Annotated in this window: 24 protein-coding genes; 15 read left to right on the forward strand and 9 right to left on the reverse strand. The window is 67.9% G+C overall.

The annotated features are described in order from the left end of the window. Positions 1 to 76: 76 nt before the first annotated feature. From HCA44_RS09870 to HCA44_RS09880, 3 genes are read right to left on the reverse strand one after another with little or no spacing between them, the layout of a single operon-like run. Complete coding sequence (locus tag HCA44_RS09870; RefSeq protein WP_346764676.1) at positions 77 to 1060, reverse strand: phosphotransferase family protein; 984 nt, start codon at positions 1058 to 1060, stop codon at positions 77 to 79. A 52-nt stretch (positions 1061 to 1112) separates the two neighbouring features. Further along, entirely contained in the window at positions 1113 to 2354 is a 1242-nt protein-coding gene (locus tag HCA44_RS09875) for an acyl-CoA dehydrogenase family protein (protein ID WP_346764661.1), read from the reverse strand. A gap of 29 nt (positions 2355 to 2383) precedes the next feature. Next, positions 2384 to 3211 (reverse strand): SDR family oxidoreductase, encoded by an 828-nt coding sequence (locus HCA44_RS09880; RefSeq protein ID WP_169648390.1) that lies wholly within the window; start codon positions 3209 to 3211, stop codon positions 2384 to 2386. Between the two features lie 180 nt (positions 3212 to 3391). On the opposite strand from HCA44_RS09880, the gene HCA44_RS09885 reads away from it, so the two are divergent. Together HCA44_RS09885 and HCA44_RS09890 are read left to right on the forward strand one after the other, a co-directional pair. Beyond that, on the forward strand, positions 3392 to 3898 hold the full coding sequence (locus HCA44_RS09885) for a MaoC family dehydratase (RefSeq protein ID WP_169648391.1): 507 nt from the start codon (positions 3392 to 3394) through the stop codon (positions 3896 to 3898). A gap of 54 nt (positions 3899 to 3952) precedes the next feature. Beyond that, the gene (locus tag HCA44_RS09890) at positions 3953 to 5470 is read left to right on the forward strand and encodes an AMP-binding protein (RefSeq protein WP_169648392.1); all 1518 of its coding nucleotides are present in this window, start codon (positions 3953 to 3955) and stop codon (positions 5468 to 5470) included. A gap of 6 nt (positions 5471 to 5476) precedes the next feature. On the opposite strand, the gene HCA44_RS09895 is transcribed toward HCA44_RS09890, so the two are convergent. From HCA44_RS09895 to aceA, 5 genes are all read right to left on the reverse strand, one after another. Next, positions 5477 to 6124, reverse strand: coding sequence for a TetR/AcrR family transcriptional regulator (locus HCA44_RS09895; RefSeq protein ID WP_169648615.1), 648 nt, complete (start codon positions 6122 to 6124; stop codon positions 5477 to 5479). Positions 6125 to 6279: 155 nt separating this feature from the next. After that, positions 6280 to 7650, reverse strand: a complete 1371-nt coding sequence (locus HCA44_RS09900; protein ID WP_169648393.1) for an MFS transporter — start codon at positions 7648 to 7650, stop codon at positions 6280 to 6282. Positions 7651 to 7861: 211 nt separating this feature from the next. Then, a complete protein-coding gene (gene metE / locus HCA44_RS09905) occupies positions 7862 to 10147 on the reverse strand; it encodes a 5-methyltetrahydropteroyltriglutamate--homocysteine S-methyltransferase (RefSeq protein WP_169648394.1) in 2286 nt (761 codons plus the stop codon). 37 nt (positions 10148 to 10184) lie between these two features. Further along, a complete protein-coding gene (locus HCA44_RS09910; protein ID WP_169648395.1) occupies positions 10185 to 11081 on the reverse strand; it encodes a 3-hydroxybutyryl-CoA dehydrogenase in 897 nt (298 codons plus the stop codon). Positions 11082 to 11274: 193 nt separating this feature from the next. Further along, entirely contained in the window at positions 11275 to 12564 is a 1290-nt protein-coding gene (gene aceA / locus HCA44_RS09915) for an isocitrate lyase (RefSeq protein ID WP_169648396.1), read from the reverse strand. Positions 12565 to 13391: 827 nt separating this feature from the next. On the opposite strand from aceA, the gene fmdA reads away from it, so the two are divergent. From fmdA to HCA44_RS09980, 13 genes are all read left to right on the forward strand, one after another. Beyond that, complete coding sequence (gene fmdA / locus HCA44_RS09920; protein ID WP_169648397.1) at positions 13392 to 14651, forward strand: formamidase; 1260 nt, start codon at positions 13392 to 13394, stop codon at positions 14649 to 14651. Between the two features lie 94 nt (positions 14652 to 14745). Then, on the forward strand, positions 14746 to 15573 hold the full coding sequence (locus HCA44_RS09925; protein ID WP_169648398.1) for a hypothetical protein: 828 nt from the start codon (positions 14746 to 14748) through the stop codon (positions 15571 to 15573). Positions 15574 to 15683: 110 nt separating this feature from the next. Further along, positions 15684 to 15953, forward strand: coding sequence for a hypothetical protein (locus HCA44_RS09930; RefSeq protein ID WP_169648399.1), 270 nt, complete (start codon positions 15684 to 15686; stop codon positions 15951 to 15953). 96 nt (positions 15954 to 16049) lie between these two features. Beyond that, on the forward strand, positions 16050 to 17462 hold the full coding sequence (gene ramB / locus HCA44_RS09935) for an acetate metabolism transcriptional regulator RamB (protein ID WP_169648400.1): 1413 nt from the start codon (positions 16050 to 16052) through the stop codon (positions 17460 to 17462). A 210-nt stretch (positions 17463 to 17672) separates the two neighbouring features. Next, a complete protein-coding gene (urtA, locus tag HCA44_RS09940) occupies positions 17673 to 18926 on the forward strand; it encodes an urea ABC transporter substrate-binding protein (protein ID WP_169648401.1) in 1254 nt (417 codons plus the stop codon). Between the two features lie 85 nt (positions 18927 to 19011). Beyond that, on the forward strand, positions 19012 to 19896 hold the full coding sequence (gene urtB, locus HCA44_RS09945; protein WP_169648402.1) for an urea ABC transporter permease subunit UrtB: 885 nt from the start codon (positions 19012 to 19014) through the stop codon (positions 19894 to 19896). Positions 19897 to 19908: 12 nt separating this feature from the next. Continuing rightward, entirely contained in the window at positions 19909 to 21009 is a 1101-nt protein-coding gene (gene urtC, locus HCA44_RS09950; protein ID WP_169648403.1) for an urea ABC transporter permease subunit UrtC, read from the forward strand. Continuing rightward, the gene (gene urtD / locus HCA44_RS09955) at positions 21006 to 21836 is read left to right on the forward strand and encodes an urea ABC transporter ATP-binding protein UrtD (RefSeq protein WP_169648404.1); all 831 of its coding nucleotides are present in this window, start codon (positions 21006 to 21008) and stop codon (positions 21834 to 21836) included. The genes urtC and urtD overlap by 4 nt, the downstream gene beginning before the upstream one ends. Then, positions 21820 to 22533, forward strand: coding sequence for an urea ABC transporter ATP-binding subunit UrtE (urtE, locus tag HCA44_RS09960; RefSeq protein WP_169648405.1), 714 nt, complete (start codon positions 21820 to 21822; stop codon positions 22531 to 22533). The genes urtD and urtE overlap by 17 nt, the downstream gene beginning before the upstream one ends. 3 nt (positions 22534 to 22536) lie before the next feature. Continuing rightward, positions 22537 to 23238 (forward strand): GntR family transcriptional regulator, encoded by a 702-nt coding sequence (locus HCA44_RS09965; protein ID WP_169648406.1) that lies wholly within the window; start codon positions 22537 to 22539, stop codon positions 23236 to 23238. Between the two features lie 53 nt (positions 23239 to 23291). After that, positions 23292 to 23828, forward strand: a complete 537-nt coding sequence (locus HCA44_RS09970; protein WP_169648407.1) for a carboxymuconolactone decarboxylase family protein — start codon at positions 23292 to 23294, stop codon at positions 23826 to 23828. 87 nt (positions 23829 to 23915) lie between these two features. Further along, on the forward strand, positions 23916 to 24680 hold the full coding sequence (locus tag HCA44_RS09975) for an SDR family oxidoreductase (protein WP_169648408.1): 765 nt from the start codon (positions 23916 to 23918) through the stop codon (positions 24678 to 24680). 110 nt (positions 24681 to 24790) lie between these two features. Then, the gene (locus tag HCA44_RS09980; protein WP_206037977.1) at positions 24791 to 25207 is read left to right on the forward strand and encodes a hypothetical protein; all 417 of its coding nucleotides are present in this window, start codon (positions 24791 to 24793) and stop codon (positions 25205 to 25207) included. A gap of 30 nt (positions 25208 to 25237) precedes the next feature. Here the strand turns inward: HCA44_RS09980 and HCA44_RS09985 are convergent, their stop codons facing one another. Beyond that, positions 25238 to 25714, reverse strand: a complete 477-nt coding sequence (locus HCA44_RS09985; protein WP_169648409.1) for an STAS domain-containing protein — start codon at positions 25712 to 25714, stop codon at positions 25238 to 25240. Between the last annotated feature and the right edge of the window lie 41 nt (positions 25715 to 25755).

Here is a 25755-nt window from a genome sequence, read left to right on the forward strand (position 1 = left end):
CGCTAACCCGGCCCTGAAGGACCGGGCTTGCGCGCTACGTTCTCCGGTCACCTTGTCGTACTTCCTTTCTCGCCGATCACAGGCCGGCGGCATCCGCGACCTCGGTGGCCTTGTCGATCAGTGCGTCGATGCGCGCGACGGTGGGCGTACCTGCGGCGGCCTTGTTGCGCGGCTCGTCGAGTGCGCGCCGCATGACGCCTTCCGCGATGACCGCGACCTTCCACAGACCCAACGCATGCCAGTACCGCAGCGCGGCGGGGTCGCGGCCGGTCTCGTCGAGGTACACGCGCGACAGCTCGGCCCGGTCGGGGAAGCCGGGCAGCGCGGCCGCCGGGAAGTCGCCTGCGGTGTCCTCGCCCGGCTCGGGCCAGTACGCGAGCAGCGAGCCCATGTCCGCGAGCGGGTCGCCCAACGTCGACAGCTCCCAGTCGAGCACCGCCGTCACTTCGCCGGTGCCGGGCGCGGTCACGACATTGCGCAGGTGGAAGTCGCCGTGCACGAGCGTCGTCTCGGTCTGGTCGGGAACCGCCGCACGCAGTCTTGCGGTGAGCGCGTCGAGCGCGGGCGATTCGCGCGTCTTGGACTGTTCCCACTGACCGGACCATCGTTTGAGTTGCCGTGCCGCATAGGGCTTGTGAGACGCAAGATCGGACAGCCCCACCTGCTCGAGGTCCACCGCGTGGACCCGCGCCAGGGTGCGCGCGAGCGACAGCCCGGTCACACGCCGCTGGGCGGGTGCGAGCGATCCGGCAACCGGCATCCGGTCGACGACGAGCCCGTCGACGAACTCCATCAGCACGAGCGCCGCGTCGCCGCACTCCCCCGGCGCCGAGACCCCGAGGATGCGCGGCACCGGGACGTCGGTGCCGGCGAGCGCGTGCAGGATGCGCGCCTCACGAACGACGTCGTGCGCCGACGCGAGCAGGTGGCCGAGCGGCGGCCGCCGCAGCACCCAGCGGTTCGCCGCCGCGTCACGCACGACGTAGGTGAGATTCGACTGTCCCAGACCGATCCGGTCGAACTCGAACGGCGCCACCGCGGCAGGGTCGACGCTCGCGATCCAGGCGACCGCCGCCTGCCGGTCGACGCCGGGCACCGCGGTCACGCTCGTCTCAGGCACCGGCCGCCACCGGGGCAGGCGCGGTGGGTGCACCGTCGCGGTACTTGCGCAGCTCCGCCTTCGCGATCGCGCGCTTGTGCACCTCGTCGGGGCCGTCGGCGAGCCGCAGCGTCCGCATGTGCGCGTACGCCTCGGCGAGCGGAAAGTCGTCGGTGACGCCGCCACCGCCGTGCACCTGGATCGCGCGGTCGATGATCTTCAACGCCATCTGCGGCGCGGCGACCTTGATCGCGGCGATCTCGGTGCGCGCCTCCTTGTTGCCGACGGTGTCCATCATGTGCGCGGCCTTCAGCGTGAGCAGTCGCACCATCTCGATCTCGATGCGCGCCTCGGCGATCCAGTCCTGGATGTTGGCGCGTTCGCTGACCGGCGCGCCGAAGGTGACGCGCCGCTGCGCCCGGGTGCACAGCAGTTCGAGGGCACGTTCGGCCATGCCGATCGCACGCATGCAGTGGTGGATGCGCCCGGGCCCGAGCCGGGCCTGGCTGATCGCGAAACCTTCACCCTCACCGGACAGGACGTCCTCGACGGGCACACGAACATTCTCGAACAGGATCTCGGCGTGCCCCTCCCGGTCCATGTATCCGAAGACCGGCAGGCTGCGCACGATCGTTACCCCCGGCGCGTCGATCGGGACGACCATCATGGACTGCTGGCGGTGCGTCGGCGCGCTCGGGTCGGTCTTACCCATCACGATGAGCACGCGGCACAGGGCGTGCATTGCATTGGACGCGAACCACTTCCGCCCGTTGAGCACGTAGCCGTCACCGTCGCGCACCATGCTCAGTTCGATGTTGGTGGCATCGGAACTCGCGACGGCCGGTTCCGTCATGGCGAAGGCGGACGCCATCTCACCGTCGAGCAGCGGTTTCAGGTACCGCTGCCTGTGTTCGTCGGTGCCGAACAGCGTCAGCACCTCGATGTTTCCGGTGTCGGGCGCGTTGCAGTTGCAGGCCTCGGACGCGATGCGGCTGCGGCCCATCACCTCGGCGAGCGGCGCGTACTCGAGGTTGGTCAGGCCCGGGCCCCAGTCCGGATGCGGATGGAAGAGGTTCCACAGGCCGCGGCGCTTCGCCTCCACCTTGAGCTCTTCCATGATCGGTGGCTGGAAGTGCGGATCGCCCGACTCCCGCATCTGTTCGGCGTAGACGCGTTCGGCCGGGTACACGTGGGTGTCCATGAAGTCGTGCAGTTCCTCGAGATACTTCCGGGTCCGGTCACTCGGCTCGAACACGGCGCCTCCTGTGCGATCGGGTGGATGGGTCAGTTCGTGTCCGCGAGCAGGCCGGCCTGGTACCGCCGCATGCCGCGCAGCCATCGGTCGTAGTCGGAACCCTTGTGGCGGTACATCTCCAACACGTCGGCGTGCGGAAGGATCAGGAACCTCCGGGCACGGACTCCGTCGAGCACGATCGACGCCACCGCGTCGGGGCTCAGCACCTCGCCGGCACCGGTGACGGCGCGTGCCGCGGCTCCCTCGAGCGGCTGCGACGACGACGCTCCCGCCCGCAACATGTCGGTGTCGACACCCATCGGGCACACGCAGCTGACGCCGATGCCCTGGTCGCCGTAGGTGACCGAGAGCCATTCGGCGAAGCCGACCGCGGCGTGCTTGGTGGTCGAGTACGTTGCCGACCCGATCTGGGTGAGCAGTCCCGCCGCCGACGCGGTGGACACGAAGTACCCGGAACCGCGTTCGAGCCAGCGCGGGACGAGTTGCTGCGCGGCGCGCACGTGTGCGCGCACGTTGACCTCGAGCGACAGGTCCCAGTCGGACTCGCTCGCGAGGCCGCTGCCGCGGCTGACCCCGGCATTGGCGAAGTACAGGTCGACCGGCCCGAACTCGCGCTCCGCCCACGCGAGTGCGTCGGCGATCACGGCGGGATCGGACACGTCGCCCGCGAGGGGCGCGGCCGTGCCTGCCGGCAGGTCGGCGACGACGCGTTCGACGGCGGCGCGGTCGAGGTCGACCGCGACGACGCGCGCCCCCTCCGCAGCCAGCGCCCGGGCGAGTGCGCCGCCGATACCGCCACCCGCGCCGGTCACGACCGCGACGCGTCCGTCGAACCGGACGGGTTCCGCAGTGCTCACTCGCGTTCCTCTCGCCGTCGTGGCACGCTCCGAAAGAGCGTGACTCAGGTCTCACCGCATGTATAGTTGAAGTCGGCGTCATATTCAATCCATACCCCTCGGCGGGCGTCATTCCACCCCTCTCACCTGCAGCGTCGGCACCGACGCGGACGACGCCGCCGTCGAATCAGGAGGCTTCCGATGACCACGAGCCACATCCACGCCGAGCCGGCACGCCCCCGCAACCATGCCGAACTCACCGAACTGCGGGGACGGGAACTGGGGCCCACCGCGTGGCACGCACTGCCGCAGGACCGCGTGAATGCGTTCGCGGACGTGACCGAAGACCACCAGTGGATCCACGTCGACCCCGAGCGCGCTGCGACGACCGATCTCGGCGGCACGATCGCCCACGGCCTGCTGACGCTGTCGCTCGGCCCGGCACTCAGCTCCGAGCTGTTGCGGTTCGACGGGTTCGCCCACGGGCTCAACTACGGATACGACAAGGTCCGCTTCCCGGCACCGGTCCCGGTGGGCTCGCGCGTGCGGATGCGTGTCGAAATCCTGTCCGCCGACGAGGTTCCCGGTGGGATCCAAGTGACCACGAAGCAGACGATGGAGCGTGAGGGCGACGAGATCGCCTGCGGCGGCAAGCCGGTCATGGTCGCGGTGTCACTCTCGCGTGTCGTCGCACACGCCGACGACTGAGCTTCCGACCAGGCCCCCACGAGCCCGAACGCCGCACCAGCACGAAAGGCCGCCATGCCGAACATCATCGATCCCGTCCGCCGCCACGCACACACGGCGCCGTCCGACATCGCTCTGCGAGGATTCGACGTCACCACTGGACATTCCGACACGTGGACCTACCGCGAGCTGTCCGACGCGAGCGCACGATTCGCCGGAATGCTCGATGCGGCAGGAGTCGAGCCGGGAGATCGGGTACTGCTGCTCGCACCGTCGGTGCCGGAGTTCGCGGTGGCGTACTTCGGAATCGCGGCCGCAGGCGCGGTCGTCGTCCCGGTCAACACGATGTCGACGGTGCACGAGCTCGCATACGTCCTCGACGACGCCGGGTGCGCGCTCGCGGTTGCGTGGCACACGTGCGCCGACGCCGTGACGCAGGCGGCGACCGCCGCGGCGACACCCGTGCACCTGCTGCTGCCGCGCGCGAGCGACACCGCAGCGGCGTTCCCGGCTCCGGTGCACGACCGCGCGCCCGACGACACCGCCGCGATCCTGTACACGTCGGGCACGACGGGGCGCCCCAAGGGCGCACAGCTCACGACGTCGAATCTGCTGTCGGCCGGGGAGATCGGTGTGGCAGGCAGCGGCAGCCACGGCGCCGACCGCACCGGCACCGCGTTGCCGCTGTTCCACGTGTTCGGCCAGGCATCGATCATGATGGCCACGTTCACCGGGGGTGGTTCGCTCTCGCTGCTCCCTCGATTCGACGCGTCCGCGATGCTCGCGATGTTGCGCCACGACGAGCTCACGATCATGGCCGGTGTCCCCACGATGTGGAACGCCCTGTTGCACGCCGCGGGCGATGCGTCGCCGCGCGACTTCGCCCAGTTGCGCATCGCGATCTCGGGCGGCGCCTCGTTGCCGGGTGAGGTTGCCCGCGAATTCCAACGCCGGTTCGGCTGCACCCTGCTCGAGGGCTACGGCCTGACCGAGACCACGGCGTTCGGCACGTTCAACGACGTCGAACACACCCCGCGCGCAGGCTGGACGGGCCGAGCTGCCGCACGCACCGAGGTCCAGGTGCTCTCGCCGGACGGCGAGCCGTGCCCCACCGGCACCGTCGGCGAGGTGGTCGTGCGCGGCGCAACGGTCATGAAGGGCTACTGGAACCAGCCCGACTCGACGGCGGCCGCGTTCACCACCGATGGCTGGTTCCGCACCGGAGACCTCGGCGAGCTCGACGACCAGGGCAACCTGCGGATCGTCGACCGCGTCAAGGATCTGGTGATCCGAGGCGGCTACAACGTCTACCCGTCGGAGGTCGAGGAGGTGCTCTACGCGCATCCGGAGATCGTCGAGGCCGCCGTCGTGGGAATACCCGACGACTACTACGGCGAAGAGATCGCGGCGCTCGTGGTGCCGCGCGCCGACGCGGCACTCACCGCGGACGAGGTGAGTGCATACTGCCGGGAACGGCTCTCGGCATACAAGATTCCGCGAATCGTTCAGTTCGCGGACGCACTGCCGAAGGGCGCGACGGGCAAGATCCTCAAGCGCGCGATCGACCGAGACGCACTGCGCGCGCCGTTGTGACGACGATCAGTCCGCAGTGGACAGCCGAAGCGCGTTGACCCACAAGCGGTTCGCGGTGGCGACCAGCTCGTCGAAGGACGCGAGCTGTTCGTCGCCGTGCGTGGTGGGCTCCGACACGAAATACGAGAAGCCGAGCCGGGAGATCATGCCGGACAGCGCACGCGACGCCAACAGCGGATCGAGCGAGCGATCCGCGAGACCCCGCTTCTGCAGATCGGCGATGCTGCGCGCGTTGCGGCGCACGAAGGCGTCGGCGCGTTCCTGGCGCAGCTTCCGGAATTCCGGATCGATGTGCGCGACCTGTTCGAGCAGCGCCATCAGGCGCGCATTGCGCCGGTACGCCTCGAGGTAGGCGCGATTGCTCGCCGAGATGATCGCGACCGGGTCGTCGTCGGCGTCGACATGCGGCATGCCCGGGTGCATCATGTCTTCCTGCGCCTGCTCGAGCACCGCGGCGAAGATCTCGTCCTTGCCGGCGAAGTACGTGTAGAACGTGCCCGACGAGCATTTCGCCTCGCGCGTGATGTCGATGAGCCGCGAATCCAGGTAGCCCGCCCGCTCGAACACCGTGCGCGCGGCCGCGATCAACGATGCTCGTGTCCGCAAGCCGCGCTCGGTGACGGGCAGCTCGCGCAGGAGCGCCGAGTTGGCCATCGAGGGCGGCGCGTCGTCGTCCCGGGAGGCCGACGGCGCCGCGTCGTCGCGTGAGGCGGCTGAAGAGGACATGGCACCAATCTACAATCCCGGGGCGCACGCCCCGCTCGGGCGCGGTGCGCGGGACCGGACACACCGGCCCCGCGCACTCGTGGTCAGTACAGGTGGGCACCCGGCAGCGCATCGGGGTCCTGCCGCACGGATGCGGGGTTCGTCTCGCGCAGCCGCCATGCCGCGAGGAAGGTCAGCAGACCCATGAACGCGATGAACACCGACACGAACGCGGTGCTGCCGGTGTCGGCGATGATCGCGGTCATCACGACCGGCGTGCCGCCGCTCACCGTGATCGCGGCGCGTTGGTACGCGAGAGACGCGCTGGAGTACCGCACATTGGGTGCGAACAGTTCCGCGAGGTACGCGGCGATCGGCCCGTAGGTCATCGACTGGAAGATGCTGCCCACCATGACGGCGACGAAGAACCACCCCAGGTTCGCCGTGTCGACCAGCCAGAAGTACGGGAACGCCCACACGATGATCGCGGCGGCACCGATCATGATGAGCGGCCTGCGCCCCCAGCGGTCGGACATCTTGCCGGACCACAGAATCACGCCCACCGACAGGACGGACACGACGAGCGAGATCGCGAGGACGTCGTTGCGCTCCATGCCGAGTTCGGTGGTGCTGTAGCTGAGCACGCCCGCGATCGAGATGTAGAACAGGCAGTTGGTGGCGGCGAGCAGGCCGCATCCGAGGACGATCGTGCGCCAGTTGTGCTTGATCGCCTGCGCGAGCGGTGCCTGCACCACCTTCGCCGACCGCTTCGACGACTCCTGCTGCAGTGCACGGAATTCCGGCGTGTCCTCGACCTTGGTCTGGATGTAGTACACGATCGGGAACAGCAGCGCGCTCGCGAAGAACGGGACCCGCCAGCCCCACGACAGGAAAGCCTCGTTCGAGATGGTGGCCGTCGCGATCAGGAAGACGAGATTTCCGAGCACGACACCGAAGGGCACCCCCATCTGCCCGAATGTTCCTGCTAGGCCTCGCTTCTTGGGCCCGGCGGATTCGGTGAGCAGCAGCACGATACCGCCCCACTGACCGCCGCACGCCGCGCCCTGCACGAAACGAAGCAGCACCAGCAGGATCGGCGCGGCGACGCCGATCTGTGCGGTGGTGGGCAGACACCCGATGAGGAAGGTCGCCGCGCCCATGAGCATCAGGCAGGTGACCACCGTCGGCTTGCGTCCGTATCTGTCGCCGTAATGGCCCGCGACGAGCCCACCGATCGGCCGGGCGATGAAGCCCGCCCAGAACGTGCTGAACGACAGCAGCGTGCCGGTGAGCGCGGACGCGTCGGGGAAGAACACATGCGGAAACACCAGGGCCGCCGCGGTGCCGTAGAGGAAGAAGTCGTACCACTCGATCGAGCTGCCGACCAGGCCCGCGCCGAGGAGCTTGCGGTGCGCGCGTGGGGAGACCGTGCCGGCGGCCGGGGCGGCCGAGCGACTCGTCGCGGGTGTCGCCATGAACCCTCCTGGGTGTCGTGATCCTGCGATGGGACCAGCAACTAGAACTTGACGCCAAGTTCAAGTTCGCCGTGCGACAAGTGTGCGGCGGAGCGACGTGTGATGTCAATCACTGGAAAGTGACCGTGTCCCCGAGAAACGCCGAGCGGGCGGTGTCCCCGAGATCCACTCGATCGATCCCCGGGACACCGCCCGCTCGTGCGCCCTACCCCTACCCCTGCGGTTGTTGCTCGGCGCGGCGACGCAACCTGCGTGCAGCGGCGACGAGATTGCGGAGCGACGGCTCGAGCTGCCAGTAGTGACGAGTCTTGAGACCGCCGTCCGGATTCGCCCACAGCCGGTCGAGCGGCACCGACTCGGCCGCCTTGGTCAGCAGCTCGTCGAGCTCGTCGATGTCCGGGATCCGCGCCGAACGACTCTCGTACACGCCGGGCCCGACGCCGCGCGTGAGCGCGCGTTCCTTGATCGCGTCGAGCACCCACTCGATCGACCGCGTCGCGACGATCGCGGTGACGTCCGCGTCGAGTCGCTCGATGGCGTCGACGACGGAGGTCTTGCCCGAATACGTCAGGTGGGTGTGGATCTGCGTCTCGGGCTTCGCACCGCCCGTCGCGAGCCGGAATGCGTCGACCGCCCACTCGAGGTACTCCTCGCGGCCGTCGTCGCGCAGCGGCAGCAACTCACGGATCGCCGGCTCGTCGACCTGGATGATCGCGATACCCGCCGCCTCGAGATCGGCGATCTCGTCGCGCACGACGAGCGCGAGCTGATCAGCAGTCTCGTGCAGGGGCTGGTCCTGACGCACGTACGACCGGGCGAGCATCGTCACCGGACCCGTGAGGATCGCCTTGACGGGCTTGTCGGTGAGCGACTGCGCGTAGCTGATCCACTCGACCGACATCGGCTTCGGCCGCGCCACGTCGCCGTACAGGATCGGCGGACGCGTCGCACGCGAGCCGTACGCCTGCACCCAGCCGTTGTGGGTGAACGCGTAGCCCTCGAGCAACTCGGCGAAGTACTGCACCATGTCGTTGCGCTCGTGTTCGCCGTGCACCAGCACGTCGAGCCCGATGTCCTCCTGGAGGCGGATCGTCGACTCGATCTCCTCCTGGATGCGCTTGTAGTAGTCCGGCCACTCGAGCCGGCCCTGACCGAGGTCGTAACGCGCCTGGCGCACCTCGTCGGTCTGCGGGAACGATCCGAGTGTCGTGGCGGGCACGAGCGGAAGCCCGAGCCGCTCCTGCTGCACCACGCGGCGCTGTTCGTAGGGCGCACGCACCCGGTCCTCGGGCTTGATCGCATTGACCCGCGCACGCACCGCATGCTTGAGCTTGAAGTGCACCGATGTGGGCTTCTTGCGCCACTTTTCGGACGGGCCGTCGGTGAGCGCCTTGGCGAGCGCGACGACCTCACCCACCTTCTGCTTCGCGAAGGCGAGCCGGTCGGCGACGTCACCGGGGATGTCGTACTCGACGAGCAGGTCGTAGGGCACGTGCAGCAGCGACGTCGACGTCGACACCACGAGGTCCGGTACGACGTCCTTCAGCTTGTTCAGGTAGGTCAGTGTGTTGTAACGGTCGACCCGCCACACATTGCGGCCGTCGACGACACCCGCGTAGACGCGCTTGCGCTTGATACCGGGGATCTTCGCGAGCTCGTCCGGATTGACCTTGCCCGCAACGAGATCGAGACCGAGCGCTTCGACGGGGGTGGACGCGAGAATCGGCAGTGCGTCGCCGAGCCAGCCGTACTGGCCGGTGACCAGCAGGCGCGGACGCAGCGGCGCGTGACCGAGCGTCTCGTAGGTGCTGCGCAGCGCCTCCAGCTCGGCGGGCGAGCGGTCCTCGGTGAAGCACGGCTCGTCGAGCTGCACGCACGTCGCGCCCGCTCGGGCGAGCTGCGCGAACAGCTTCTCGTACTCGGGCAGCAACCGATCGAGCAGTTCGAGCGTGTCGAAATCGTCCCGTGTGCTCGTCGGTCCGACCTTCGACAGCAGCAACAGCGACACCGGACCGAGCACGACGGGCCGCAGCTCGATGCCCTTCGCCATTGCCCGTGCGAACTCGTCGAGCACTGCATCCGAACGCAGTTCGAAGGTCGTGTGCTCGTCGAGCTCGGGCTGCCGGTAGTGGTAGTTGGTGCCGAAGTACCGCACGAGCTCGAGCGGCGGGAAGTCGGGCCTGCCGCGCGCCATCGTGAAGTAGAAGTCGAGCGGATCGAGATCGCTCTCGAGTTCCGCGAACCGTGCAGGCACCGCGCCGAACAGCAGCGCGTTGTCGAGAACGTGATCGTAGAAGGAGAACGTGTTGCCCGGGACCTGCGTGAGGCCGGTGGCGGCGAGCTCGCTCCAGGTGTCCTCCTGAAGGTCGCGGGCGACGGCCTTCAGTTCGGCCTGCGACGCCGTGCCGTGCCAGTACGCCTCGAGGGCGCGCTTGAGTTCGCGGTGCGGGCCGATACGGGGGTACCCCAGGATGCTGGATCCGAAGGTGCTGGTCATGACGTTCGACCTTTCGGGTGTGCGGGAACCGTCGAATTCAGCTGGCCTTCTTGGCTACCCGGCCGTTCTCGGCATACTCGTAGAAGCCCGCTCCGGACTTCTTGCCGACCAGGCCCGCCTCGACCATGCGCAGCAGCAGCGGCGGCGCCGAGTACAGCGGCTCCTTGAACTCCTCGTACATCGAGTCGGCGATCGACTTGACCGTGTCCAGGCCGACGAGATCGGTGAGCGCGAGCGGGCCCATCGGGTGCGCGAGGCCGAGCACCGTCGCCTTGTCGATGTCCTCCTTCGTCGCGAAGCCGGACTCGACCATACGGATCGCGGACAGCAGGTACGGCACGAGGAGCGCATTGACGACGAAGCCGGAACGATCGGCGGACCGCACGACCTGCTTGCCGAGCACGTCGCTCGCGAAGGCCTCGGCGCGCTCGCTGACCGCCTTGCTGGTCTTGAGTGTCGTGACGAGCTCGACGAGCGGAAGCACCGGAACCGGGTTGAAGAAGTGCATGCCGATCACGCGCTCGGGCTTCGCGGTCGCGATGCCGAGCTTCATGATCGGGATCGACGACGTGTTCGAGGCGAGCACCGCGTCGGGATCGGTGACGACGGAGTCGAGTTCGGCGAAGATCTCACTCTTGATCTTCTCGTCCTCGACGACGGCCTCGACGACCAGCTGACGGTCGGCGAAATCGCCCAGGTCGGTGGTGAAACGCAGTCGCCACGCCGCCTGCTCGCGCTCGCGCTCGGTGATCTTGCCGCTGCTGACGCCGCGGTCGAGCGAGCGGAGGATGCGCGAACGGCCCGCGGCCGTCAGTTCGCGTGTCTGCTCGTACACCAGGACATCGACGTGCGCGCGTGCGCACACCTCGGCGATGCCGGCGCCCATCTGCCCCGCGCCGATCACGCCGACGCGCTGAATCTTCTCGCTGGTCACGTCAGCTCCTTCTCACTGGTCGAACGTGTGTGGAAATCGTGGACGTCCGGCTCGGTGAACCGAACGGTGAAAAATCGAGATTACGAAAGGTTTTCGGTACGACACGGGGGAGAGACCCGTACGCGGATCTCTCCCCCGTTCCCTCCGGGTACTACCCGTGGGGTGAGTCGTCAGTCGACGGTCGACTCAGTTCTCAGTGGAACTGGCCTTCCTCGGTGGAGCCCTTGAGGGCAGCCGTGGAGGTGTTCGGGTCCACCGTGGTGGCGATGGAGTCGAAGTAGCCGGCGCCGACCTCGCGCTGGTGCTTGATGGCGGTGAAGCCGCGCTCCTCGGCCGCCTTGAACTCGCGCTCCTGCAGGTCGACGAAGGCGGTCATGCCCTCGCGAGCGTAGCCGTGCGCCAGGTCGAACATGCCGTAGTTGAGCGAGTGGAAGCCCGCGAGCGTGATGAACTGGAACTTGAAGCCCATCGCGCCGAGCTCCTTCTGGAACTTCGCGATCGTGGCGTCGTCCAGGTGCGCCTTCCAGTTGAACGACGGCGAGCAGTTGTACGCGAGCAGCTGGTCCGGGAACTCGCTGCGCACCGACTCGGCGAAGTGCTTCGCGACCTCGAGATCCGGAACACCGGTCTCCATCCAGATGAGGTCGGCGTAGGGGGCGTAGGCCTTCGCACGGGCGATGCAGGGCTCGACACCGTTCTTGATGCCGTAGAAGCCCTCGGCCGTGCGGGTGCCGTCGAGCCATTCCTTGTCACGGTCGTCGACGTCGGACGTGATGAGCGTCGCGGCCTCGGCGTCGGTGCGCGCGATGACGACGGTGGGGACGTCCGCGACGTCAGCCGCGAGGCGAGCCGAGGTCAGGGTGCGGATGTGCTGCTGCGTGGGGATGAGCACCTTGCCACCGAGGTGGCCGCACTTCTTCTCCGACGCGAGCTGGTCCTCCCAGTGCGAGCCCGCGACGCCGGCCGCGATCATGGCCTTCTGCAGCTCGTAGACGTTGAGCGCGCCACCGAAGCCGGCCTCACCGTCGGCGACGATCGGAGCGAGCCAGTTCTCGACCGACGTGTCGCCCTCGACCTTGGCGATCTCGTCGGCACGCAGCAGCGCGTTGTTGATACGACGCACGACCTGCGGGACCGAGTTCGCCGGGTACAGCGACTGGTCGGGGTAGGTGTGGCCGGAGAGGTTCGCGTCACCCGCGACCTGCCAGCCGGACAGGTAGATGGCCTTCAGGCCCGCGCGGACCTGCTGGACGGCCTGGTTGCCCGTGAGCGCGCCGAGCGAGTTGATGTAGTCCTCGTTGTTGACGAGGTCCCACAGGATCTCGGAGCCACGGCGAGCGAGAGTGGCCTCTTCGACGACCGTGCCCTGCAGCGCCGCAACCTGCTCGGCCGTGTAATTGCGCTCGACGTTCTTCCAGCGAGGATTGGTGTCCCAGTCCTTCTGGATCTCCGCTGCGGTCCTCGGGGTGCCGGTGGTCGACATCAAGACTCCACTTCTTTGTTTTCGATCGGATCCGGTACGTGCGTACTGCTTCGCATCGTTGCCAGGTCCTCAATGCGTACTCGTCGAGAATGGCACATGGCAAAAGTGCCGTCTACCTGTTGCAACTGCCAACCTTCGCTAGCTTTTCAGTAGAGGTTGCTAACTCTGCGAAGAAAGCTGCGGGCAAAGAGCGCGACGACATGCGTAGCCGAAACCGGTTTGTTACCCGCCGGTAGGAAGAACCCGCAGGCCAGCCCCGGTGACACTGCCGAAACCCGTCCCAGCCGCGGCGCCGCGGCAGCTGCCGTCACAACGCGGTCACACACCGCCGCCTGCCGGACGGTCTGTGAGCGCAATCACGCGCAGGCGCGACTCCCCACACCGTCGTGCGCACCCCGTTTCCGGGGCGGCAAAGCGCTGCCGCATGTGCACAGGTCCGGTACGGTCCGGTTCGAAGCGGCTTCTACGTCGCAGCCGCACGTTCGGTTCGGACTTTCTGCCCCGGGAGTGACCGTGCCCCTGTACGAGTTCGTGTGCCCCGGCTGCGGGCTGTTCGAAGCGCACTTCCCCATGACGTCGGTGCCCGCGAGCTCCGAGTGCGCGTCGTGCGCCGACTCGGCACCGCGCCGCATCAGCATCCCTCGGCTCGGCCACGCGGGATCGGCGGCGATGGCCGCTCTGGACGCGTCCGCGCGTTCGGCCCACGAACCCGAGGTCGTACGCAGCCCGCCGCCACGCTCACGCCGCGCGCCGGTGTCGAGCGACCCCCGACACCGACGTCTCCCCCGCCCTTAGCGCCCACCCCGCGTCTACGGAAGGTCTTCGCGATGCCCGAACTGCTCTTTCCACTGGATTCGTCGAAGAAGTTCACCGAGCAATCCCTCGTCGGGCACAACCGGTGGCATCCCGACATACCGCCTGCCGTCACCGTCAAACCGGGCGATGCGTTCCGTGTGCACTGCCGGGAGTGGTTCGACGGCGCGATCCACAACGACGACTCCGCCGACGACATCCTCGACGCGCCGCTCTCGACGGTGCACACCTTGTCGGGTCCGTTCGCGATCGAGGGCGCGAGGCCCGGGGATCTGCTGATCGTCGACATCCTCGACATCGGCTCCATCCCCCAGGAGGATTCGGGTCCCCTCGCCGGACAGGGCTGGGGATACACCGGCATCTTCTCGCGTGGCAACGGCGGCGGCTTCCTCACCGAGCGTTTCCCGGACGCGTACAAGGCGGTGTGGGATTTCAGCGGACACACGGCGACGTCGCGCCACATACCCGGTGTGTCCTTCACCGGGATCACCCACCCGGGCCTGATGGGCACGGCGCCGTCGGCAGAACTCCTCGCGAAGTGGAATGCGCGCGAGGGCGCACTCATTGCGACCGACCCGAATCGCGTGCCACCCCTTGCACTTCCGCCCGAACCCGCCGACGCCGTTCTCGGCTCGCTCGACGGCGCCGACTTCGACCGCGTCGCGCTGGAGGCTGCACGCACCGCGCCGCCACGCGAGAACGGCGGGAACCAGGACATCAAGAACCTGACGAAAGGGTCGCGCGTCTTCTACCCGGTGTTCGTCGACGGTGCGAACCTGTCCGTGGGCGACCTCCATTTCTCGCAGGGCGACGGCGAGATCACGTTCTGCGGCGCGATCGAGATGGGCGGCTTCATCGATCTGCGGGTCGACGTGATCAAGGGCGGGATGGAGACGTACGGCGTCTCCGAGAACGCGATCTTCATGCCGGGCAACACCGATCCGCAGTACTCGGAATGGCTCGCGTTCTCCGGCACGTCCGTCACGCTCGACGGCGAACAGCGCTATCTCGACTCGCATCTGTCCTACCAGCGGGCATGCCTGCACGCGATCGACTACCTCACGAAGTTCGGCTACAGCCCCGAGCAGGCGTATCTGTTGTTGGGCGCGGCGCCCATCGAAGGGCGCCTGTCCGGAGTGGTCGACATTCCCAACTCGTGCTCGACGGTCTATCTGCCGACCGCGATCTTCGACTTTCCACTCGCGCCGTCCGCCGACGGGCCGCACCGCATCGATCCGGGTATCGGCGCGCCGCATTCACCCGACCGCGGCTGACCCACACCCTTCGCCCCAGTCGCGTCTCGGGCACTACGATGAGCACTTCCTGGACGACGACGCTCCGCGGCCACGCCGTGGGCAAGGGGGACACGTGACGCAGACGCACACCGAGCACGACCCCGCGCAGTCGACCACGATGCGCCCCGTGCGCGGGTCACTCGTCACGGGTGCAGGTGTACTCGTGCTCGCCCTGCTCGTCGGCGCGGGATGGGTCGGCGGCCGCGCGTTCTCGGGTCCGCACCTCGACAACTCGGCCTTCCTCGCCGCCGGGTCGCCCTCCGAGAAGCTTTCCGAGGCCGTGGATCTCACGCTGTCGAGCGGCACGATGTTCGTCACGACCCGCAGCGACGACGGCACCGAGTTCGTCGCGCAGACCGACTACCCGAACGGCATCGTCTACAGCGAGCTGCCCGACGCACAGGCCGGCTCGCTCGCGATGTTCCAGCGCGGCGACGAGGTGTTGATCCGGATGGAGAAGGCTGCGCTGCCCGGCGTCGAGCCCGGCGTGTGGTACCGCACGGCCGCCGACGACACCGGCCCGCTCGGCTTCGTCTCAGCCGGATTCGACCCGAGCTATGCGAAGGGCATCATCTCGACGGCCCAGTCGGTCGACGAAGTGGGCAGCGAAGCGATCGACGGCGTCGACACCACGCATTTCGTGCTCACGGTCGACAAGGAGGAGACGCTCGACCGCGCGATGGAGCTGATGGGCGACATGGGCACCGACGAGGACGCCGACTACTTCCGGCACATCATGTCGAGCGCGATCCCCGACACCACCGAGTACTGGGTCGACGGCACCGGCCTCCTGCGCCAGGAGAGCGACGGCACCCAGACCAAGCAGTACCACGATTTCGGCGCCCGGCTGCAACTCCCCCGCATCGACGAGGACGCCGTCCGCGACGCGCCGGGGTTCTGACCGGACGTCCCTGGAGCGAACGCGGCCGGGGAGCGGCCACGCCGTGACCTCGCCCGGTCGGATCGCTCGGCACGTCTGTTTCGGGTAGCGACAACTGACACGATCGAACGATGATCAGAACTGTCGCCGCTTTCGCCCTTACCGCCTTCGCGGCCGCTGCCCTTGCGCTGCTCGGCTATCACTGGTGGGTCGCGAGCCAACCCCCACGACGCATCAATTTCGCCTTCGTCGTCGATGAGGCGCACCCGTTCGGCGCTGCACCCCCTGTCGGTACCTTCGTGGTCGTCGCACTGCTGGTCGCTCTCGCCGTCGCCGCGATCGCCGCCGTCGCGGCACGGCGGTGGCAGCTCACCCGTGTCGCCGTCACACGCCGGGCGTGAAAGTAGACGGCCTCCTGCCCTCAGCCCGCACGTCCGACCTGCAAACCCTGCAAATCAACACTTGCTAACCAGCGAGAACGCTCCTAACCTGGGCACATGGCCAAGACTTTCGTCGGCGCGCGGCTTCGTCAGCTGCGCAGTGAGCGTGGCATGAGTCAGGCCGCGCTGGCGAAGAGCCTGGAGATCTCGGCGAGCTATCTCAACCAGATCGAGCACGACGTCCGCCCACTCACCGTGCCGGTGCTGTTGCGCATCAGCGAGGTGTTCGGGGTCGACACGTCGTTCTTCTCGTCGCAGGACGACACCCGCCTGATCGCCGAGATGCGCGAGGTCGCATTGGACGCCGAGATCGGGATGGACGCCGACGCGCAGGAGATCGCCGAACTGGTGGCCGCGCATCCCGCCATCGCGAAGGCGATGGTCAATATGCACCGCCGTTACCGCAACACGACGGCCCAGCTCGCGGCCGCCACCGAGGACCGCTTCAGCGACGGCAGCGGCTCGGGTGCCATCACGATGCCGCACGAAGAGGTTCGCGACTACTTCTATCAACGGCAGAACTACATCCACGACCTCGACACCGCTGCCGAGGAACTCACCGCCCGCATGCGCTTCCACCGCGGCGACGTCGGCGGCGAGATCGCACGCCGGCTCGAGACGGTGCACGACGTGCAGATCGTCAAGCGCATCGACCTCGGCGAGAACGTGCTGCACCGGTACGACCGCGAGAACCGGGTGCTCGAGATCGCCCCGCAGCTCTCGCGCGGCCAGCAGGTGTTCAAGTTCGCCACCGAACTCGCCTATCTCGAGCACGGCGACCTGATCGACAAGCTCGTCGCGGAGGGCAATTTCACGAGCGACGGCTCGGTCGCCCTCGCCAAGCTCGGTCTCGCCAACTACTTCGCCGCCGCGACGGTGCTGCCGTACGGGCAGTTCCATGAGGTGGCCGAGGACTTCCGCTACGACATCGAGCGCCTGTCGGCGTTCTACTCGTTGAGCTACGAGACCATCTGCCACCGGCTCTCGACTCTGCAGCGGCCCAAGCTTCGCGGTGTGCCGTTCATGTTCGTGCGGGTCGACCGCGCGGGCAACATGTCGAAGCGACAGTCGGCCACCGGTTTCCACTTCTCGACGAGCGGCGGCACGTGCCCGCTGTGGAATGTGTACGAGACGTTCTCGTACCCGGGCAAGATCATGACGCAGATCGCACAGATGCCCGACGGCAGGCGTTACCTGTGGATCGCCCGCACCGTCGAACGCCGCGCTCAGCGCTACGGACAGCCGGGCAAGACGTTCGCGATCGGACTGGGGTGCGAGATCCGGCACGCGCACCGCCTCGTCTACAGCGACGGCCTCGACCTCGACGACTCGAACCGGGGAACGCCCATCGGGTCGGGCTGCCGCATCTGCGAGCGCGTCAACTGCCCGCAGCGCGCCTTCCCGCCGCTCGGCAAGGAACTCGACATCAACGAGCACCGCAGCTCGGTGTCGCCGTACGTGATTCGCTGACGCAGGCCCCGATCGCCTTCTTTCACGGCGAAATGCCGCCGTGTGCGCAGAAATTCACGCGCACGAAACAATCGACACGCACTGCTTACGTGACGACACTCCACGGCAATACGCGTTGCCTACTGTTCGGGCCACCGAATACGGAGTTGTATACGCGCCGCGACCTGCGCGGTGTACAACGACGGTCCCCCGAACCCGAAAGGCCCGTTCATGCGTCCTCTCTCCAAGCGCGCGCTCGCGCTCCCGGCGGCGCTCGCCGCCGCAAGCCTGGTTCTCACTGCGTGCGGTTCGAAGGCGTCGGACACTGCGGCGCAGGCCGCGGGCGCGTCGTGCGTCGACACGTCCGGCCCGTCGGTCAAGGTCGGCTCGCTCAACTCGCTGTCCGGCACGATGGCGATTTCCGAAGTCACGGTGCGTGATTCGATAGCGCTCGCGGTCGAACAGATCAACGCATCAGGCGGGGTGCTCGGCAAGCAGATCCAGGTGGTCGGCGAGGACGGCGCGTCCGAGCCCACCGTCTTCGCGGAGAAGGCCGAGAAGCTCATCAGCGCGGACTGCGTCGCCGCGGTGTTCGGCGGGTGGACGTCGTCGAGCCGCAAGGCCATGCTGCCGGTGTTCGAGGACCACAACTCGCTGCTCTACTACCCGGTGCAGTACGAAGGCCTCGAGTCGTCGCCGAACATCTTCTACACGGGCGCGACCACCAACCAGCAGATCGTGCCCGCACTCGACTATCTGAAGGAGCAGGGCGTCGAGTCCCTCTACCTGGTCGGTAGCGACTACGTCTTCCCGCAGACCGCGAACCGCATCATCAAGGCGTACGCAGAGGCCAACGGCATCGAGATCAAGGGCGAGGACTACACGCCGCTCGGCTCGACCGATTTCTCCACGATCGTCAACAAGGTGCGCACCGCCGACGCCGACGCCGTGTTCAACACGCTCAACGGTGATTCCAATGTGGCCTTCTTCCGCGAGTACAAGAACGTCGGTCTCACGGCGCAGGACATGCCGGTGGTGTCGGTGTCGATCGCCGAGGAAGAGGTCGGGGGCATCGGCGTGCAGAACGTCGAGGGCCAGCTGACGGCGTGGAACTACTACCAGACCGTCGATTCGCCCGAGAACGTGTCCTTCGTCGAGGCCTACAAGGCGAAGTACGGCCGGAACAAGCCGACGTCCGACCCGATGGAGGCCGCGTACACATCGGTGTGGCTCTGGAAGAACACGGTCGAGAAGGCGAACTCGTTCGCAGTCGAGGACGTCAAGACGGCCGCGGACGGCGTCACGTACGACGCACCCGAAGGAACCGTGACGATCGACGGCGACAACCACCACATCACCAAGACCGCGCGCATCGGCGAAATCCGTAGCGACGGACTGATCTACACCGTGTGGGATTCGGGCCAGCCGATCGAGCCGGACCCGTTCCTCGAGAGCTACGACTGGGCCGAGGGCCTGAGCAGCTGACCCGACGTGGGTGCGTGACGGGCGGGCGCACCGCCCGTCACGCACCCCCGCGGCCAGAACACGCGCACAGAAAGGACACGCATCGATGGATGTCGTGATCGGACAGCTCTTCACGGGCTTGAGCATCGGATCGATTCTGCTGCTCGCCGCGTTGGGCCTGTCGCTCACCTTCGGCCAGATGGGCGTGATCAACATGGCCCACGGCGAGTTCATCATGGCCGGCTCCTACACGGCGTATGTCGTGCAGCAGGTGGTCTCGAACGCCACGGGCTCGCTGTTCGTGTCACTGATCGTCGGTTTCGTCGTCGGCGGCCTGATGGGCGTCCTGCTCGAGGTCACGCTCGTGCGGCGGATGTATCACCGGCCGCTCGACACGCTCCTCGTGACATTCGGTGTCGGCCTGATCCTGCAGCAACTCGCACGCGACATCTTCGGCGCGCCCGCGGTCAACGTCGTCGCCCCCGAATGGCTCGGCGGCGGTGTCGAGATCCTCGGTGCCGTGGTGCCGAAGACCCGCATCTTCATCCTCGTCCTCGCCGTGGTCGCCGTCGTCGCACTGTCGCTCGCGCTCGCCAGGACACCGATGGGCCGGCGCATCCGCGCGGTCGTGCAGAATCGCGATCTCGCAGAGACCAGCGGCATTTCGAGCCGGCGGACGGACATCACGACGTTCTTCCTCGGCTCGGGCCTCGCCGGGGTCGCGGGTGTGGCGCTCACGCTGATCGGGTCGACGTCGCCCACGATCGGACAGAGCTACCTCGTCGACGCCTTCCTCGTGGTCGTGGTGGGCGGTCTGGGCCGCATCGAGGGCGCGGTCATCGCGGCGTTCGCGCTCGGCGTGCTCAACTCGTTCATCGAGTACTCCACCACCGCGTCGATCGCGAAGGTCGTCGTGTTCGTGATCATCGTGGTCGTCCTCCAGGTCCGCCCGCAGGGCCTGTTCGCCGTCAAGACCCGCAGTCTGGTCTGAGAGGGACATCTGATGAGCATCCTGACGAATGAAAGAGCCCGGGTGTGGGTCGGTTTCGCGCTCGCGGCGATCCTGCTGTTCGGTGTGGCTCCCGCCGTGCTGAGCGACTTCCGCCTGAACCTGCTCGGCAAGTTCCTGTGCTTCGCGATCGTGGCCGCGGGCATCGGCCTGGCCTGGGGCCGCGGCGGCATGCTCACGCTCGGGCAGGGCGTGTTCTTCGGCCTCGGCGCGTACATCATGGCGATGCACCTCAAGATCGCCGACGCGCAGCTGCGGGGCGACAGCGTGCCGGACTTCATGCAGATCGCGGGCATCCGCGATCTGCCCGCGTACTGGGCACCATTCACGTCGCCGATCGTCACGATCCTTGCGATCCTGATCGTGCCCGCGGCCGTCGCCGCACTGCTCGGACTCGGCGTGTTCAAGCGTCGCGTCAAGGGCGCGTACTTCGCGATCTTGAGCCAGGCCCTCGCGGCCGCGTTCGCGATCCTGCTCGTCGGCCAGCAGTCGACGGGAGGGTCCAACGGACTCAACCGCTTCCGGTCGTTCTTCGGTTTCGACCTGAGCGATCCGGCCAACAAGCGCATGCTGTTCTTCATCGCCGCGGCGGTCCTGCTGCTCGTCGTCGCGGCCGTGCGGCAGCTCATGTACTCGCGTTACGGCGAACTCCTCGTCGCGGTACGCGATCAGGAGGAACGAGTCCGTTTCCTCGGCTACGACCCCGCGAACGTCAAGCTCGTCGCCTACGTCACGGCCGCGCTGTTCGCAGGCATCGCGGGCGCACTGTTCGTGCCCGTCGTCGGCATCATCTCGCCCGCCGACATCGGCGTCGTCCCGTCCATCGCGTTCCTCATCGGCGTCGCGATCGGTGGCCGGTCGACGCTCCTCGGCCCGGTGCTCGGCGCACTCGGTGTCGCGTGGGCGCAGAGCGCGTTCTCCGAGTCCTTCCCCTCCGGGTGGACGTACGCACAGGGGCTGTTGTTCATCGTGGTCGTCGGATTCTTCCCCGCGGGCATCGCAGGCGTGATCGCTCTGGTGCGGGGGCGTAGGCGCCGCACCGACACGCCGCCGCCCGACCCCGAACCCGCCAAGGAAGTGGAGATGGCACGATGACCGACCACCTCACCGACGGCTCCCCTGCCGCGACTCCCCGTGCGGGCGGCAACGCCGGCATGTCGAGCGAGTACCTCGAAATCCGCGATCTGCGGGTCACCTTCGACGGTTTCAAAGCCATCGACGGCATCGACATGACTCTCATGCAGGGCGATCTGCGGTTCCTCATCGGGCCGAACGGCGCAGGCAAGACCACCCTCGTCGACGCCGTCACCGGGCTCGCGCCCGCGTCCGGTTCGATCGTCAAGTCCGGCGTCGAGCTCGTCGGCAAGAAGGTGCACCACATCGCACGCCTCGGTGTCGGCCGCACCTTCCAGACCGCGAGCGTGTTCGAGGAACTCACGGTCCTGCAGAACCTCGACATCGCGGCGGGGGCCTCGCGCGGCCCACTCACGTTGTTGCGCAAGCGCAAGAGTGTGCTGCCGGCGATCGAGGAAGCTCTCGAGGTCACCGGGCTCGGCGCGCTGCGCGAGCGCAAGGCGGGCGTGCTGGCGCACGGCCAGAAGCAGTGGCTCGAGATCGGCATGCTGCTGGTGCAGAACTGTTCGGTGCTGCTGCTCGACGAGCCCGTCGCGGGTATGAGCGGCGAGGAACGCGAGGAAACCGGCCGATTGCTGCAACGCATCGGCGGCGAACGCACCGTCGTCGTGGTCGAACACGACATGGACTTCATGCGCTCGTTCGCGACATCGGTGACGGTGTTGCACGCGGGCAAGGTGCTGTCGGAGGGCAGCGTCGCTCACGTGCAGGCCGATCCGAAAGTCCAGGACGTGTACCTGGGTACCGCCGCGGGAGGAGAGGAGATCGAAGATGCTCGAGCTCACTGACGTTCGTGCGGGATACGGCCGCACAGAGGTGGTGCACGGAGTCACGATGACGGTGCCCGACGGCGGCGTCGTCGCGGTGATGGGCCACAACGGCGCAGGCAAGACGACGCTGTTGCGCGCCGCGGTCGGCCTGGTGAAGATCACGCACGGCACCGTGACGTTCGACGGAACCGACGTGACGCACATGCGTCCGAGCGGCCGCGTCGCCCGGGGCATCGCCTACGTGCCGCAGGGGCAGCAGTCGTTCGGTCAGCTCACCACCGAGGAGAACCTGCGCGTGGTGGCCGACGGCCGCAAGCGGGGCAAGGAGAAGATCAAGGAGGTCCTCGACCTCTTCCCCGCACTCACCACACTCCTGGATCGACGGGCGGGCCTGCTCTCGGGTGGCCAGCGTCAGCAGCTCGCGATCGCGCGCGCCCTCATCACCGAGCCGAAACTGCTCATCCTCGACGAGCCGACGGAAGGCATCCAGCCGTCCGTGGTGGCCGAGATCGAGCGCACCATCACCGAACTCGCGAGCCGGGGCGGGTTGAGCGTGTTGCTCGTCGAGCAGCACATCGGGTTCGCACTCGAATCCGCCGACCGTTACCACGTGCTCGAAGCGGGACGGGTGACGTCGAGCGGGGCGGGCGGCGCGGGGGCCGACGTGTCGATCGAGACGGTCGCGGCCGACGTCCGAGCGGCACTGACGATCTGACCCATGGCCCGACCGACGAAGAACTCGGCTCCGCTCGCCGAGCAGGTCTACGTCGCCCTCCGCAACGATCTCATGAGCGGACAACTCGACCCACGCCAGCGGCTCGGCGAGGAACGGCTCGGCGAGATCTACGGCGTGTCCCGCACCCCGGTGCGCGAAGCGCTCGCACGGTTGCTCGCCGACGGTCTCGTGCAACGCGAGATCGACGGTGTGTACCCGTACCGGCCTCGCGTCGAGGATCTCGCCGGCCTCTACGAGTTGCGCGTCACGCTCGAGGTGCGCGGCATCGATCGCGTCCTCGAGGACGACGGTCGCGGCTACGACCTGCCACGCGTCGACGCCGAACTCACGCGGTGGCGTTCGCTACGCGACGACGCGCCCGCCCCCGATGCGGGTTTCGTCACTCTCGACGAACAGTTCCACACGACACTGCTCGCGGCCGCGGGCAACGACGCGCTCGCGGTCGCCCTCGAGCACGTCAACGCGCGGGTACGCCCGGTGCGCATGTTCGACTACACCAGCGAGCAGCGCATGTCCGCAGCCGTCACCGAACACATCCGGCTCGGCGAACTGGTCCTCGCGGGCGACCTGGAGGCCGCACGGGCCGCACTCGTCACGCATATCGTGACCTCCCGCGACGTGGTGATCCGGCAAGCCGAACAGGCGTTGTCGCTCGCACACATGGCTTCCCGGGTGCGCGGCTGACACCACATCCCACCGGTAGGGTGGGCCGCGCACGGGGACGAGAGGGGTCAGGGATGACGGCACGGATCCGACCGGGCAGGCTGCGCGCACTCGGCCCGGTCAACTGGGTGCTGTGGCGGGTGCTGTCGCGCGGCGCGGGCACGACGGACGCACACCTGTTCAGCACACTCGGCCGCGCGAAGGGCCTGTTCCGCGGCTGGCTGTTCTACTCCGCGCACCTCATGCCGGGCGGCCGCTTGTCGCGATTCGAGACCGAGCTGATCATCCTGCGCGTCGCCCACCTGCGCGGCAGTGCGTACGAGTTCGACCATCACACGCGTCTCGGCAGACGCGCAGGCGTCACGGACGCACTACGTGAACGGGTCGTCGCGGGCCCGGACACGCCGGGGTGGTCGCCGCGTGAGCACGCGCTGCTCGGCGCCGTCGACCGGCTCGTCGAGACGAAGGACCTCGACGACGAGACGTGGCACGCGCTCGCCGAACATCTCGACGAGCGCCGGCTGATCGAGTTCTGCCTCCTCGTCACGCAATACGACGGACTCGCGACCACGATCCGAACACTGCGCATCGAACGGGACTTCCCCGCCTGACCGACCCTTCCGGCCAGTGGGAGCCGACGTGTGGACGGCGCACGAGTCTGGTGGAGTGTCCGCACCTCTCCCGGAAGGACTTCGACGATGACCGCACCGCGCGACCGCACCTCCTCCCGCTCGGCAGTGGTGATCGGTGGCACGGGTGGCGTGGGGTCGGCCGTGGTGCGGCGTCTCGCCGAGACCGGCGTGCGCGTCACCTTCGGTTACCGCTCGAACGACGCGGCGGCCGACGCGCTGAGCGCATCACTCGGCGCGTTCGACGTGACGGGTGCACGGGTCGATGTGGGCGATGCCGCGGACGTCGAGCGCTTCTTCACCGAACACAGCCCCGACGGCCTCGACGTCCTCGTGTACGCGGCCGGGCCGATCGTGCCGCAGCGACACCTGAGCCGTGTCGACCCCGCGCACATGCGCACGCAACTCGTCGACGACGTGGGCGGCCTGTTCACCGTCGTGCATGCCGCGCTGCCTGCACTCCGGACTCGCGCGGGCAATCTCGTCGCGGTCACATCGGCCGCCACCGGCCGGTTCGCCGTGCGCGACGGCCTGTCGGTGGTGCCGAAGGGCGCGGCGGAGGCGCTGGTCCGCGGCATCGCCGTCGAAGAAGGCCGCTTCGGGGTCCGCGCCAACTGCGTCGGCCCGGGCATGTTGAGCGACGGCATGGCGCGCACACTCGCCGAGTCGGGCGACCTCGACGCGAAGGCACTCGAGATCGCCCGCGAGAACACGCCGCTACGACGCTTCGGCACGTGCGACGACGTCGCCGCGGCCGTGTGCTTCCTCGCCTCCCCCGAGGCAGGCTTCGTGACGGGTCAGAAGCTCGACGTCGACGGCGGGTATGCCGTCTGACCTGCGCGACGATCCGTCTTACGTCGGATGTGATTCAGCACCCGCGCTCCGGGGCACCCCTCCCGTGAGGCCGCACGGCGGCGGACGCGACGTCAGGAGGTGGCGCAACCGTGAGCGATGCCGATCCGAACCCGACGGGCCCACGCGCACAGCATGACGTGGACCCGAACACCGCGGACGTCGAGAAGCGGTGGAACGATCCGTCCGCGATCAGGCACGCGACGACCTACACCGTCGTGGTGATCCTGCTCGCCGCGGTCGTGCTCGCGGTGGGCGCCGTGTGGGGTGCCGCCGGCAGTGATCAGTGCACCGATTCGGAGAGCTCGATCTGTACGCAACCGGCGCGCACGATCCTCGGGATCGGACCGGCCGTGGTGCTGGGAATCGGGGGTATAGCGGCACTGATCACCGCGTATCGCGTGTGGCGTCGCGCCGGCAGATGGGTGATCTGGCAGGGCGCGGGATGGATCCTCCTCGTGTGCACTCTCGCGTATGCCGCGATCGGCTCGGGAGTGTTCCTGGACTGACCGTTACCGCAGGGCTGCGAAGGTCGAGGTTCAGCGCTCGAGGAGGGCGAGGGCCGCGGCGACATCGGCGGTGCGCGGGAACAGCCCGCTCTGGCCAACGGCCCGGAACATGCGGTCGGCGGGGCGGCTCGACACGAGCGCCCAGCGCCTGCCCGCTTCGCGGACCGCGACCTCGAGTGCCGTGAGGACCGGGAGGCCGGCGGTGCCGAAGAACTGGACCGACGAGAGGTCGAGAACGATGTCGCGCGCGCCGTCGACGCGGGCGCACACGAAGTCGCGCAGATCCTGCGCGGTGCAGAGATCGATCTCGCCACGCACCCGGACCAGCGCGACGTCGGGACGAATGTCTACTGCATCGAACTCTGCGGTGAGCCCCGACCGGGCCGTGTGGACAACCGAAGACCCCCTTCGAGAACCGCCGTGGTCGCGGATGTTATTGTTCCGTGACGAGATCTTGCCTCCGGCACGACCTTCGACGGTCACGTTCTTGGTTGCGATAACAGTCATGGCTCTCCCACCTCTGTCGACAATGAGACGGAAAGCAAAAG

Origin of the sequence: Rhodococcus sp. HNM0569, from assembly GCF_012726205.1 — a bacterium.
GTDB lineage: Bacteria > Actinomycetota > Actinomycetes > Mycobacteriales > Mycobacteriaceae > Rhodococcus_F.